Source organism: Frateuria defendens (assembly GCF_001182895.1).
Lineage (GTDB): Bacteria > Pseudomonadota > Gammaproteobacteria > Xanthomonadales > Rhodanobacteraceae > Frateuria_B > Frateuria_B defendens.
Window position 1 is genome coordinate 1 of sequence record NZ_LFQR01000017.1, and the last position, 13,518, is coordinate 13,518.

Sequence of the window (13,518 nt, forward strand, 5' to 3'; positions counted from 1 at the left end):
CAAAGGCCGGCCAGATCGCGCCAACGTTTCACTTCAAAAACCCAGCCGTGTGGCACTGGGTGACTCGCTTCGCTGTGGTGAAGCACCTCCGGCCTACGCCGGAACGACGAGCAGGGGCGTCGTCGCTGCGCTACCGCGCGCGCATGGCGCAAGACGCGCTCATGGCCCCGGCGCGTCGGCAGCGAGAGAGTGAACAGGCAGACTTTCAGCGCGAACCGGCTCACCACAGCCTAGGTGCAGGCGAAAGCGAAGATGCCCAGCAAGGTACCAAGGGAATCAAGCGGACAGGCCAAAGCCCCCGACGCGGGCATTCATCCCTCGAGCTCCTCCCAGCGGCGATAGGCGTCCTCCAACTCCTTCTGCAAGGCCGCGACAGCCTCGTTGGCCTGGATGATCGCGGCGCTGTCCTGCTGGAAGAAGGCGGGGTCGTTCATCGCCTCGCTGCGTACGGCGAGGTCGCTCTCCAGCGCCTCGATGCGCCGGGGCAACTGCTCCAGTTCGCGGGCATCCTTGAAGCTCAGCTTGCGCTTGAGCGCGGCGGAACCGGGCGCACCGTCGCTTGCCGCCGCCGCCACTGCGGCAACCGGAACTGGCGCCGCGTCGCGGTTTTCGGCGGAGCGTCCGGCGGGCTTCTGGCGCAGCCAGTCGGTATAGCCGCCCACGTATTCGCCGATGCGGCCCTCGCCCTCGAGCACGATGGTGCTGGACACCACGTTGTCGAGGAAGGCGCGGTCGTGCGAGACCAGCAGCAGGGTGCCCTGGTACTCGGTCAGCAGTTCCTCCAAGAGCTCCAGCGTCTCCACGTCGAGATCGTTGGTGGGCTCGTCCATCACCAGCAGGTTGGACGGCTGGGCGAACAGCTTGGCCAGCAGCAGGCGGTTGCGCTCGCCGCCGGAGAGGCGGGTGATCGGCGCGCGGGCGCGCTCGGGGGTGAACAGGAAGTCCTGCAGGTAGCCGAGGATGTGCTTGCGCTGGCCGTTGAGCTCGATGTACTCGCGGCCCTCGGCCACGTTGTCCACCGCGCTGAGCGCGTCGTTGAGCTGGCTGCGGTGCTGGTCGAAGTAGGCGATCTCGAGCCCCGTGCCCAGCACCACCTCGCCGCGCTCGGGGGCGAGTTCGCCGAGCAGGATCTTCAGCAGGGTGCTCTTGCCGGCGCCGTTGGGGCCGACGATGCCGATGCGGTCGCCGCGCAGCACGGTGGTGCTGAAGTCCTCGATCAGCACGCGGCCCTCGTAGCTCTGGTGCACGTGCCGGACGTCGATCACCTTGCGGCCGGAAGCCTGCGCGCCGGCGAGGTTCATCCTGGCGTTGCCGCCCAGCTCGCGCCGCTCGGCGCGCTCGCGACGCATCGCCTTGAGCGCGCGCACGCGGCCCTCGTTGCGGGTGCGGCGGGCCTTGATGCCCTGGCGGATCCACGCCTCCTCCTGCGCCAGCTTGCGGTCGAAGTGGGCGTTGGCCTGGGCTTCGGCGTGCAGGCGTTCCTCGCGGCGGCGCAGGTAGTTGTCGTAGTCGCCGGGCCAGCTGGTGAGCTGGCCGCGGTCGATCTCCACGATGCGGGTGGCGAGCGCGCGCAGGAAGCTGCGGTCGTGGGTGATGAAGACCAGGCTGCCCTCGAACTGCTTGAGGAAGCTTTCCAGCCAGCCGATGGCCTCGATGTCGAGGTGGTTGGTGGGCTCGTCCAGCAGCAGCACGTCAGGCTTCTTCACCAGCGCCTGGGCCAGCAGCACGCGGCGCTTCATGCCGCCGGAGAGGGCGGCGAAGTCGGCCTCGGCGGGCAGTTCGAGCTTGGTCAGCACCTCGCCCACGCGGCGGTCCAGGTCCCAGCCGTGACGCGCTTCGATCTGCTCCTGCACCTCGCCCAGCGCGTCGAAGTCGCCCGCTTCCAGCAGGTGGTGGTAGCGCGCCAGCAGCTGGCCGAGGTCGCCCAGGCCCGCGGCGACCACGTCGAACACTTGGCCTTCGGTGTCGTGCGGCACCTCCTGCGCCATGCGCGCCACCACCGTACCGGTCTGCAGGCGGATCTCGCCGTCGTCGGGCTTCAATTCGCCGGCGATCAGCTTCATCAGGGTGGATTTGCCTTCGCCGTTGCGCCCGACGATGCACACGCGCTCGTTGGCCTCGATCGACAGATCGACGTGTTCGAGCAGGAGGGGGCCGCCGACGCTGAAGTCGAGGCGCTGGAGCTGGATCAGTGACATACGCGCATTCTAGCGGCTGGCTCGGCGGAAAAGACGGCGGCGAATTGATGCGTCCCGCTGCCCGGCGGGCGCGTGCCGGCGTGGTTTCTGATGCGCCGCGTCATGCCTTTTTCCGCCAACAGCGGAACGCTATGCGGGTAGTCCCCGCAATCCCCTGCTTTTTTCCCGGACGGCGTGCCTGCCGCGCCGCCCGAATTTTGGACCGATCTAGGAGATCCGCATGAAACGCCGAGCCCTACCCACCGCGATGTTCGCCGCTGCGCTCACCCTTGCCGGCGTCTTCGGCGCCGCGCCCGCCCATGCCAGCAAGGACAAGCCGGTGATCGGCTTTTCCATCGACGACCTGCGCGTGGAGCGCTGGACCCGCGACCGCGACTACTTCGTCGACGCCGCCAAGAAGCTGGGCGCCACCGTCAACGTGCAGTCGGCCAACGCCAACGAGTCGCGCCAGATTGCCCAGATCGAGAACCTGATCGCCGCCGGCGTGGACGTGCTGGTGATCGTGCCCTTCAACTCCAAGGTGCTGGGCAACGCCATCGCCGAGGCCAAGCGCGCCGGCATCAAGGTAGTGTCCTACGACCGCCTGATCCTGAACTCCGACATCGACGCCTACATCTCCTTCGACAACGAGAAGGTGGGCGAGATGCAGGCCCAGGGCGTGGTCAATGTGGCGCCCAAGGGCAATTACTTCCTGCTCGGCGGCGCCTCCACCGACAACAACGCGCGCATCCTGCGCGAGGGCCAGATGAAGGTGCTCAAGCCGCTGGTGGACAAGGGCGACATCAAGATCGTCGGCCAGCAGTGGACGCCGGAGTGGGAGCCCTCCAAGGCGCAGGGCATCGTGGAGAACGCGCTCACCGCCAACAACAACAACATCCAGGGCATCGTGGCCTCCAACGACGGCACCGCCGGCGGCGCGATCCAGGCGCTGTCCGGGCAGAAGCTGGCCGGCAAGGTGCCGGTGTCGGGCCAGGACGCCGACCTCGCCGGCGTGCGCCGCGTGGTGGCGGGCACCCAGGCGATGACGGTGTACAAGCCGATCAAGGCCATCGCCAGCGGCGCTGCGGGGCTCGCGGTGGACCTGGTGAAGGGCACCGCGCCCAAGTACACCTCCAAGCTCAACAACGGCAAGAAGGACGTGGACACCATCCTGCTCACCCCGACCCTGCTGACCAAGCAGAACGTGGACGTGGTGGTGAAGGACGGTTTCTACACGCAGCAGCAGGTATTCGGTAAGTAAGCGACGGCTGCCGGCGTGCCTCTCCCCGTGCGGGGTGAGGCGCCGGCAGGCGGCGGGGCGGCGCGCGCCGAGGCTTGCGCCGCCTTCGCCCGCCCTTCGGGCTATCCCGGTCGGGCCGGCGCGGTCTTTTTTCCGCGATGGCGTTTGCCGCGGCGAAAAGGACGTAGCGTTCCGAACGGACGAGCGCGCGTCGGCGATGCGGCCGCCGCGGCACAAACGCCCCGCGCGAGGCGGGGCAGGCAGAGGATGTAGCGGTGAGCGGCAACTATTTGTTCGAGATGCGCAACATCGTCAAGGAATTCTCCGGCGTGCGCGCGCTCAACGGCGTGAGCCTGGCGGTGCGGCCGGGTGAGTGCGTGGGCCTGTGCGGCGAGAACGGCGCGGGCAAATCCACCCTGATGAAGGTGCTTTCCGGCGTGTATCCGTACGGCACCTGGGACGGCGAGATCCTGTGGGAGGGCAAGCCGCTCAGGGCCTACTCGGTGCGCGACAGCGAGAAGGCCGGCATCGTCATCATCCACCAGGAGCTGATGCTGGTGCCGCAGCTCTCGGTGGCCGAGAACATCTTCCTCGGCAACGAGATCACCAAGCCCGGCGGGCGCATGGACTACGACGCCATGTACCACCGCGCCGAGGAGCTGCTGGCGCGGCTCAAGCTCAAGGACGTCAACGTGGCTGCGCCGGTGATGAACTACGGCGGCGGCCACCAGCAGCTGTTCGAGATCGCCAAGGCGCTGGCCAAGAACGCGCGCCTGCTGATCCTGGACGAGCCCACCTCCTCGCTGTCCTCCAGCGAGATCGCGGTGCTGCTCTCGATCATCGAGGACCTGAAGCGCGAAGGCGTGGCCTGCGTCTACATCTCGCACAAGCTGGAAGAGGTGGCGCGGGTGTGCGACACCGTCACGGTGATCCGCGACGGCCAGCACATCGGCACCAAGCCGATGAGCGAGCTGACCACCGACGGCATCATCGCGATGATGGTGGGGCGCAAGATCGAGAACCTGTTCCCCAAGGTGCCGCACGCCATCGGCGAGGTGGTGTTCGAGGCCCGCCACGTCACCTGCTGGGACACCGCCAACCCCAACCGCAAGCGGGTGGACGACGTCTCCTTCCAGGTGCGCCGCGGCGAGATCCTAGGCGTCGCCGGGCTGGTCGGCGCGGGGCGTACCGAGCTGGTGTCGGCGATCTTCGGCGCCTACCCCGGCCGCTCGACGGCCGAGCTGTTCCTCGAAGGCAAGCCGATCAAGGTGAACTCGCCCGAGGCCGCGATCCGCGCCGGCCTCTCGCTGGTGCCGGAGGACCGCAAGCGCCAGGGCATCGTGCCGCTGCTGGGCGTGGGCGACAACATCACGCTGGCCACGCTGGAGCACTACTCGCGCGCGGGCCGCATCGACAAGAACGCCGAGCTGGCCACGGTGGAACACGAGATCAAGCGCCTGCGGGTGAAGACGGCCAGCCCCGCGCTGGCCATCGTCGGCCTCTCCGGCGGCAACCAGCAGAAGGCGGTGCTGACCAAGATGCTGCTGCCTTCGCCCAAGGTGCTGATCCTGGACGAGCCCACCCGCGGCGTGGACGTGGGCTCCAAGTACGACATCTACCAGTTGATGTTCGAGCTGGCGGCCAAGGGCGTGGCGATCATCATGGTGTCCTCGGAAATGCCCGAGGTGCTGGGCGTGAGCGACCGCGTGCTGGTGATGGGCGAGGGCCGCCTGCGCGGCGACTTCGTCAACGAGGGCCTCAGCCAGGAGCGCGTGCTGGCCGCCGCCATCGACGCCGGCCCGAAGGCCTCGGCGGCCTGATGGCGGTGGCTTTTCCCCCGGCCTCCACCTCGCCGTGCCGGCACCAGCCGGCATGGCGGGCGCCGGCCGGCCGGGGGCGCAAGATCAAGGGTGCCGGAGGCCGGCCCAGGCCGGGATGAGGGCGCCATTCCGCTGCGTTCGCGGCGCGGGCCGCGCGCGCAGTTCGCTTCGTTGAGTTCCACGATCGGGAAAGCACGACATGCAATCACAGCAAGTGCAGCAGTTCTTCGTCCGCTACAAGATCCTCGCGCTGCTGCTGGCGGTGGCGGCGATCTGGGTGTTCTTCTACTTCCAGACCGACGGCATCTTCGTGAAGCCGCGCAGCCTTTCCAACCTGTTCCTACAGATGTCGGTCACCGGCATGCTCGCCTGCGGCATGGTGTTCGTGATCATCGCCGGCGAGATCGACCTCTCGGTGGGCTCGCAGCTGGGCCTGCTCGGCGGCGTGGTGGCGATCTTCACCGTCAACATGGGCTGGCACACCTGGCCCGCGATCGGCGCGGTGCTGCTGCTGGGCCTCGGCATCGGCCTGCTCAACGGCTTCATCGTCACCAAGATGCGCGTGCCCTCGTTCATCGTCGGCCTGGGCGGCATGCTGGCCTTCCGCGGCGTGGTGCAGTACATCACCGATGCCGTGACCATCGACCAGGTGCCGGAGGACCTGGTCGGCCTGGCCCAGGGCTACGTGCCGCCGAAGCTGTCGTGGTACCTGGTGGCGCTGATCTTCACCGTGCTGGTGGCGCTCACCGTGCAGCGCCGCCGCCGTCGCGGCAAGCTGGGGCTCGGCCAGGCGGCGCCGTGGGTGGACGCGCTCAAGGTGCTGGCCATCGGCGTGGTGATGGCGGTGTTCGTGCACGTGCTCAACGACGCCAACGGCGTGCCGTTGCCGGTGATGATCCTGCTCGCGCTGCTGGCGGTGTTCTCCTACCTCGCCACGCAGACCGTGTTCGGCCGCCACATCTACGCGGTGGGCGGCAACATGGAGGCGACGCGGCTGTCCGGCGTCAACGTGGCCAAGGTGAAGCTGGTGGTGTTCGGCATCATGGGCCTGATGTGCGCCTTCGCCGGCATCATCACCACCGCGCGCTCGGCCGCGGGCTCGCCCTCGGCGGGCGTGGGTGGCGAGCTGGACGCGATCTCGGCCTGCTTCATCGGCGGCACCTCGATGCGCGGCGGCTCGGGCACCGTCTACGGCGCGCTGATCGGCGCGCTGGTGATGGCCAGCCTCGACAACGGCATGCAGCAGATGAACGTGGATACGTCCTGGCAGATGATCGTCAAGGGCATCATCCTCGTGCTGGCGGTGTGGGTGGACGTGCTGTCCGGCTCCAACCGCGGCTGAAGCGCTTCCCCGCAGGGCGCCTGCAACGGGTCGCCCTGCCTTCCCCGTGAGCAAGGCAAGGAGAGATCGATGCAACCAACAAGGAACAAACCAGGACGATCGAGCGGCAAGCGCATGCTGGCGGGCCTCGCGGCTCTGCTCGCCGCCTTCGGCATCCACGCGGCGAAGGCGCCGCCCTGGATGGATGCGAAGCTCTCCCCCGACGCGCGGGCCGAACGCCTGCTGGCGGCGATGAGCCAGGAGGAGAAGTTCGCGCTGTTGTACAGCGACTACGCCATGCCCGGCGACCCCAAGGGCCGGCCGGTGCCCAAGGGGGCGCTGATCTCCGCCGCCTACGTCGCGCCCAACGACCGGCTGGGCATCCCGGCCCTGCAGATCAGCGACGCGGGCCTGGGCGTGGCCAACCAGGGCGGCGCCCGCCCGCACAGCACCGCCACCGCCTTGCCTTCCAGCCTCGCCTCCGCGGCCGGTTTCGATCCGGCGCTGGCGCGCGAGGCCGGCGCGATGATCGGCGCGGAGGCCTTCCACCGCGGTTTCAACGTGCTGCTGGCCGGCGGCGTGAACCTGCTGCGCGACCCGCGCAACGGCCGCAACTTCGAATACGCCGGCGAGGACCCGCTGCTCGCCGGCAGCATCGTGGGCGCCACGGTGGACGGCATCCAGAGCCGGCACGTGCTCGCCACGGTGAAGCATCTGGCGGCCAACAGCGTGGAGACCGGGCGCCATATCACCAGCATGCAGATCGGCGAGCGGGCACTGCGCGAGTCTGACCTGCTGGCCTTCGAACTGGCCATCGAGCACGGCCGGCCCGGCTCGGTGATGTGCGGCTACAACCGCGTCAACGGTGAGTACGACTGCGAGAGCGCCGCGCTGCTCACCACCGCGCTCAAGCAGGACTGGCGCTATCCCGGCTTCGTGATGTCGGACTGGGGCGCGGTCTACAGCGCCGCCAAGGCCGCCAACGCGGGGCTGGACCAGCAGTCCGCGCCGAGCTTCGATCAGCAGTTCTGGTTCGGCCCGCCGCTGCGCGAGGCGCTCGCGCGCGGCGAGGTGGGCCAGGCGCGCATCGACGACATGGCCCGGCGCATCCTGCGCAGCCTGTTCGCGGTGGGCCTGTTCGACCACCCGGCCAAGCCTTCGGCCGGGCCGGACGACGTCGCCGGCCATGCCACCGTGGCGCAGCGCGTGGAAGAGGCCGGTGCGGTGCTGCTGCGCAACCGGGGCGACGTGCTGCCGCTGTCGCCCTCGCTCAAGCGCATCGCGGTGATCGGCGGCCATGCCGACAAGGGCGTGATGGCCGGCGGTGGTTCCTCCACCGTGTGGCCCAACGGCGGCAACGCGCTGCCGCCGATGCCGCCGGCCAAATTCCCCGGCCCGCCGGTGTTCGATCCTTCCTCCCCGCTCAAGGCCATCGCCCGGCTCGCGCCGCAGGCCAGCGTGCAGTTCGCCGAGGGCGGGGACGTCGCCGCGGCGGTGGCGCTGGCCAAGTCCGCCGACGTCGCCGTGGTCTTCGCCACCCGCTGGGAGGCCGAGTCGCAGGATGCGGCCGACCTCGCGCTGCCCGACGGGCAGGACGCGCTGATCGAGGCGGTGGCCGCCGCCAACCCGCGCACGGTGGTGGTGCTGGAAACCGGCAACCCCGTGGCGATGCCGTGGCTGGAGCGCAGCGCCGCCGTGCTGGCGGCGTGGTACCCCGGCTCGGGCGGCGGCGAGGCGATCGCCAACCTGCTGTTCGGCGCGGTCAACCCCTCCGGCCGCCTGCCGCTCAGCTGGCCGCGCTCGCTGGCAGAACTGCCGCGCCCGGTACTGCGCGGCGCCGGTGAGCCGGAGAGCGCGCCCGGTCTCGCCCAGCGCATCGACACTCGCCTGGACCTCGACATCGAGGGCGCCGACGTCGGCTATCGCTGGTACGACCGTACCGGGCGCAAGCCGCTGTTCCCGTTTGGCTACGGGCTCTCCTACACGCGCTACGCCCGCGACGGCTTCACGGTGAACGAGGCGGGCGGCAAGCTCCTCGCGCGGCTGCGCGTGCGCAACACCGGCGCGCGCGCGGGTAGCGAGGTGGCGCAGGTCTACGTGCGCCTGCCCGACGGCTCGCCACTGCGGCTGGCCGGCTACCGCAAGGTGTCGCTCGCGCCCGGCGCGCAGGCACAGCTGGAGATCGCGCTGGAGCCGCGCCTGCTGGCCCGCTACGACGAGGCCAGCCATCGCTGGGTGATCGGCGGCGGCACGTACCGCTTCTATGCCGCCGACTCGGCCGCGCTGGACGGCGCGCAGCAGGTGGAGCTGACGCTGCCGCGGCGCGTCCTGTAGCCGGCCGTGGGCCAGCGGCTGCACTCCCGGGCTCGGCCGCGCCGCAGCCCGGTGCCGCGGCCGTCGCCGACTAGGGAGTCCGGGCAGGTTCTCGGGGGGGGGGGCAGGACCGGGACGCGACGCGCGCAAAAAAACGGGCCGCCCGAGAGGCGGCCCGTTCGTTCTGCGTCTGCCGGAAGGCGGCGGGCTTACTTGCCCTTGGCCGCCTTCTTCGCCTTGCCCAGGCCGGCGTCTTCGCGCAGGGCCTCGGCCTTGTCGGTCTTCTCCCAGGAGAACGCGGTGTAGGTCTCGCCGTTGGCGCCCTTCACCTCGTAGGGGGCACGGCCGAAGTGGCCGTAGCTCGCGGTCTGCTGGTAGATCGGGTGCACCAGGTCCAGCATCTTGATGATGCCGTAGGGGCGCAGGTCGAAGTGCTTGCGGATCAGCTTCTCGATCTTCTCGTCGGCGATCTTGCCGGTGCCGAAGGTGGTCACCGAGATCGAGGTCGGCTCGGCCACGCCGATGGCGTAGGACACCTGCACCTCGCAGCGGTCGGCGATGCCGGCGGCCACGATGTTCTTGGCCACGTAGCGCGCCGCGTAGGCCGCCGAACGGTCCACCTTGGACGGGTCCTTGCCCGAGAACGCGCCGCCGCCGTGGCGGGCCCAGCCGCCGTAGGTGTCCACGATGATCTTGCGGCCGGTGAGGCCGCAGTCGCCCACCGGGCCGCCGATCACGAACTTGCCGGTCGGGTTGATGTGGAACTTGGTGCCCTTGTGCAGCAGCTTGGCCGGCAGCACGGGCTTCAGGATCTCCTCGCGCACCGCCTCGATCAGGTCCTTCTGCTTCACGCCCGGGTCGTGCTGGGTGGAGAGCACCACGGCGTCGATGGCCACGGCCTCGTCGTTCTCATAGCGCAGGGTGACCTGGCTCTTGGCGTCCGGGCGCAGCCACGGCAGCGGCGAGTTCTTCTTCTTGCGCACCTTGGCCTGCTGCTCGACCAGGCGGTGCGAGTAGTAGATCGCCGCGGGCATGAAGTCGCGGGTTTCGTTGGTGGCATAGCCGAACATCAGGCCCTGGTCGCCGGCGCCCTGTTCCTCGGGCTTCTTGCGGTCCACGCCCTGGTTGATGTCGGGCGACTGCTTGCCGATCAGGTTCAGCACGCCGCAGGTCTCGCCGTCGAAGCCGACCTCGGAGGAGTCATAGCCGATGTCCACGATGACCTTGCGCGTCAGCGCCTCCAGGTCGATCCAGGCGCTGGTGGTGACCTCGCCGGCGACGATCGCCACGCCGGTCTTCACCATCGTCTCGCAGGCCACGCGGGCGCGCGGGTCCTGCAAGAGGATCGCGTCGAGGACGGCATCGGAGATCTGGTCGGCGACTTTGTCCGGATGGCCTTCGGAGACCGATTCGGAGGTGAAGAGGAAGTTGCTCATCGTGGCTTACATCCTTCCTTTCGGATAAGGAGATAAATGGAAACCGGGCATTCTACACGCGCCCGATGACGTTTTGCAGCCGGCGCTTGGCCGGCTGGACGTCCGGATGCGGGGGTGATTCAGCGTGCGGCCCCGCGCCGGCCGGGGCCGCGGGGCCGGCGCGGGGCGCGGCGATTTGCCGTGCCCCGCGCGGCGCGTGATGCCGCCCCGGCCCCCGCCGGGCGGCCCGGCGGGGGCACGGCGGCGTCACGCGGCGGCCAGCTCCGCGCGCAGCGTGCGCGCGGCGGCCACCATCGCCGCCAGGGCCGGCAGCACTTCTTCCCAGCGGCGGGTCTTGAGGCCGCAGTCCGGGTTCACCCACAGCTGGCCGGCGTCCAGCACGGCCAGCGCCTTGCGCAGCAGGGCGACGACCTCGCCGGCCGCCGGCACGCGCGGGGAGTGGATGTCGTACACGCCGGGGCCGATGTCGCCGGGGTAGCGGAAGCGCTCGAAGGCTTCCAGCAGCTCCATGCGCGAGCGGCTGCTCTCGATCGAGATCACGTCGGCGTCCAGCGCGGCCACCGCCTCGATGATGTCGTTGAACTCCGCGTAGCACATATGGGTGTGGATCTGCGTGGCGTCGGCCACGCCGCCGGCGGCGATGCGGAAGCAGGCCACCGCCCAGTCGAGGTAGGCCGCCTGGTCCGCGCGGCGCAGCGGCAGACCCTCGCGCAGGGCCGGCTCGTCGATCTGGATGAGGCGGATGCCGGCGCGTTCGAGGTCGTGCACTTCCTCGCGCAGGGCCAGGGCGAGCTGGCGGCACACCGTCTCGCGCGGCAGGTCGTCGCGCACGAACGACCACTGCAATACGGTGACCGGGCCGGTGAGCATGCCCTTGACCGGCCTGGCCGTGAGCGACTGCGCGTAGGCCGACCAGCGCACCGTCATCGCCTGCGGGCGCGCCACGTCGCCCCAGATCACCGGCGGCTTCACGCAGCGCGAGCCGTAGCTCTGCACCCAGCCGTGGCGGGTGAAGCCGAAGCCGTCGAGCTGTTCGCCGAAGTACTCCACCATGTCGTTGCGCTCGGGCTCGCCGTGCACCAACACGTCCAGGTCCAGTTCCTCCTGGCGGCGGATGGCGAGCCGGATCTCTTCCGCCAGCACGGCCTCGTAGCCGGCCTCGTCCAGCCGGCCGGCGCGGTGGTCGGCGCGGGCGCGGCGCAGCGCGGCGGTCTGCGGGAAGGAGCCGATGGTGGTGGTGGGCAGCGGCGGCAGCGCCAGCGCCTCGGCCTGGATCACGCGGCGGTGCGCATGGCCGGAGCGGCGCAGCACGGCCTGCGGGCTCAAGGCCGCCAGGCGCGCGCGCACGTCGGTGCGCTGCACGCCTTCGGCGTCGGCGCGGGCGGCCAGGCGCGCGGCCTGCGCGTCGAGCGCGCAGCGGGCGTCGTTATCGCCGGCCAGCGCGTCGGCGTAGCGGCGCAGCTCGTCCAGCTTCTGCCTGGCGAAGGCGAGCCAGGCGCGCCAGCCCTGGCCTGCGTCCGGCTCCTGTTCCAGGTCGATGGGCACGTGCAGCAGCGAACAGGAGGGCGCCAGCCACAAGGCGCCGGTGCCGCGGCGGGCCGCGATGCGTTCGAGCAGCGGCCGCACGCGGGCGGGATCGCTGAGCCAGACGTTGCGCCCGTCGATCACGCCCGCGCTCAGCACGCGCTCGGCGGGCAGGGCGTCGAGCACGGCGTCGAGCTGGCCGGGCGCGCGGGCGAGGTCCACGTGCAGGCCCTCGACCGGCAGCGACGCGGCCAGCGCGAGGTTGTCCTCCAGCGCGCCGAAATAGGTGGCCAGCAGCCGCTTGGGCGAGGGGCCCAGCGCGAGCACCTCGTAGGCGTAGGCATAGGCGCGGCGCGCGGCGTCGTCGAGGTCGAGCACGAGGCAGGGCTCGTCCAGCTGCACCCAGGCCACGCCGGCCTCGGCGAGCTGGGCGAGCAGCACGGCGTAGGCGGGCAGCAGCGAATCCAGCAGGGCCAGCGGATCGGTGCCGTCGAGGGTCTTGCCGAGCTTGAGGAAGCTGACCGGGCCGAGCAGCACCGGCCGCGCGTCCAGGCCGAGCGCGCGCGCCTCGCGCCATTCCGCCAGCGGCTTGTCGCCGGCGAGGTGAAAGCGCTGGCCGGCGTGCAGCTCGGGCACCAGGTAGTGGTAGTTGGTGTCGAACCACTTGGTCATTTCCAGCGCGGGCAGCTCGGCGTTGCCGCGGGCCATGGCGAAGTAGCCGGCCAGCGGGTCGGCCTCCAGCAGGGGGCGGTAGCGATCCGGCACCGCGTCGAACAGCACGGCGGTGTCGAGCACGTGGTCGTAGAGCGAGAAGTCGTTCACCGGCACGGTGTCGAGGCCGGCCTCGCGGGCCAGCCGCCAGTGCCGCTCGCGCAGCGTACGGGCGGTATCGAGCAGGGGCTGGCGCTCGCCGTCGCGCCAGTAGGTTTCCAGCGCGCGCTTGAGCTCGCGGCGGCGGCCGATGCGCGGAAAGCCGAGGTGGGTGGTGTGAATCATGTGGATTCCTCTTGCGTAAACGGGCAAAGAGGAACGAAGGACGCGGCGGCGCCGTCGCCGGCCCCGCCTGTGTCGACCTTCGCCCCCGCGGGCGAACCGGAACCGCGGGAACGGGCACGCCTCGCCGGGTGGCGATGCGCGCCGGGATTCCCCGCGGAATCCAGGTCGTGCGGCCGCCGTGGGGCGGCCGGCCGGGGCAGGTCTTCGGGCTCGTGGACGCGATGCTCGGGCCTACTGCTCGCCGCTTCCCGGGTTTCGAGGCCCAGTGCATCTGGCGAGGTTCGTTTCCACATACCGCTGCGGGGCAGCGCCGGATTCGCACCGGCTTCCCTTTTAATTTCATCTTTTCATTCGAATGGAAAGATGAAAGCCTTCGGCGACGTGCAAGCTAGCCATATGGATGGCCGAAGTCAATCGGCGGGAGCGCGGCGACTCCGCTCCGCTCTTGTTCGAAGTTATCGCTCGTCGTTCCGGCGCAGGCCGGCGGCGCTTCACAACAGCGAAGCTGGTCACCCAGCGTCGCACGGTTGGATTGAATCGAAGCGCTTCTTGCAATCGGGCCGGCCGTTGGCCGGGGGTTTCGCTCCCCTGCCGGGGAGCGAGTTACTTTTCTGTGCTCGGCACCCCGATGCGGCGCCCGCCGGCCTTCGGCCGACGGGTGCGTGAGGCTTGGCCGGGCTTTTCGACAGGA

7 protein-coding genes and 1 riboswitch are annotated in these 13,518 nt (G+C 70.1%); of the genes, 4 read left to right on the top strand and 3 right to left on the bottom strand.

Annotation, left to right across the window (positions count from 1 at the left end; translation table 11 throughout):
- Positions 1-311 precede the first annotated feature (311 nt).
- The gene (locus ACH65_RS03130; RefSeq protein WP_049621122.1) at positions 312-2,198 is read right to left on the bottom strand and encodes an ATP-binding cassette domain-containing protein; all 1,887 of its coding nucleotides are present in this window, start codon (positions 2,196-2,198) and stop codon (positions 312-314) included.
- Positions 2,199-2,418: 220 nt separating this feature from the next.
- Here ACH65_RS03130 and xylF point away from each other — a divergent pair, with 220 nt between their 5' ends.
- The 4 genes from xylF to ACH65_RS03150 all read left to right on the top strand — a co-directional run bounded on the left by xylF (position 2,419) and on the right by ACH65_RS03150 (position 8,892).
- Positions 2,419-3,438, top strand: coding sequence for a D-xylose ABC transporter substrate-binding protein (xylF, locus tag ACH65_RS03135; protein WP_049621123.1), 1,020 nt, complete (start codon positions 2,419-2,421; stop codon positions 3,436-3,438).
- 254 nt (positions 3,439-3,692) lie between these two features.
- Positions 3,693-5,237, top strand: a complete 1,545-nt coding sequence (locus tag ACH65_RS03140; protein WP_237561424.1) for a xylose ABC transporter ATP-binding protein — start codon at positions 3,693-3,695, stop codon at positions 5,235-5,237.
- A 199-nt stretch (positions 5,238-5,436) separates the two neighbouring features.
- Positions 5,437-6,579, top strand: coding sequence for a sugar ABC transporter permease (locus ACH65_RS03145; RefSeq protein ID WP_049621124.1), 1,143 nt, complete (start codon positions 5,437-5,439; stop codon positions 6,577-6,579).
- Between the two features lie 69 nt (positions 6,580-6,648).
- Positions 6,649-8,892 (top strand): beta-glucosidase family protein, encoded by a 2,244-nt coding sequence (locus ACH65_RS03150; RefSeq protein WP_049621125.1) that lies wholly within the window; start codon positions 6,649-6,651, stop codon positions 8,890-8,892.
- 188 nt (positions 8,893-9,080) lie between these two features.
- Here the strand turns inward: ACH65_RS03150 and metK are convergent, their stop codons facing one another.
- Together metK and metE are read right to left on the bottom strand one after the other, a co-directional pair.
- Positions 9,081-10,307 (bottom strand): methionine adenosyltransferase, encoded by a 1,227-nt coding sequence (gene metK, locus ACH65_RS03155; protein WP_049621126.1) that lies wholly within the window; start codon positions 10,305-10,307, stop codon positions 9,081-9,083.
- A 246-nt stretch (positions 10,308-10,553) separates the two neighbouring features.
- On the bottom strand, positions 10,554-12,827 hold the full coding sequence (gene metE, locus ACH65_RS03160) for a 5-methyltetrahydropteroyltriglutamate--homocysteine S-methyltransferase (protein ID WP_049621127.1): 2,274 nt from the start codon (positions 12,825-12,827) through the stop codon (positions 10,554-10,556).
- 178 nt (positions 12,828-13,005) lie between these two features.
- A riboswitch (cobalamin riboswitch) is annotated at positions 13,006-13,217 on the bottom strand.
- Positions 13,218-13,518 lie beyond the last annotated feature (301 nt).

Bases quoted from the DNA above. Each gene is read 5' to 3' on its own strand.
- ACH65_RS03130 (WP_049621122.1), bottom strand. From the start codon at position 2,198: ATGTCACTGATCCAGCTCCAGCGCCTCGACTTCAGCGTCGGCGGCCCC.
- xylF (WP_049621123.1), top strand. From the start codon at position 2,419: ATGAAACGCCGAGCCCTACCCACCGCGATGTTCGCCGCTGCGCTCACC.
- ACH65_RS03145 (WP_049621124.1), top strand. From the start codon at position 5,437: ATGCAATCACAGCAAGTGCAGCAGTTCTTCGTCCGCTACAAGATCCTC.
- ACH65_RS03150 (WP_049621125.1), top strand. From the start codon at position 6,649: ATGCAACCAACAAGGAACAAACCAGGACGATCGAGCGGCAAGCGCATG.
- metK (WP_049621126.1), bottom strand. From the start codon at position 10,307: ATGAGCAACTTCCTCTTCACCTCCGAATCGGTCTCCGAAGGCCATCCG.
- metE (WP_049621127.1), bottom strand. From the start codon at position 12,827: ATGATTCACACCACCCACCTCGGCTTTCCGCGCATCGGCCGCCGCCGC.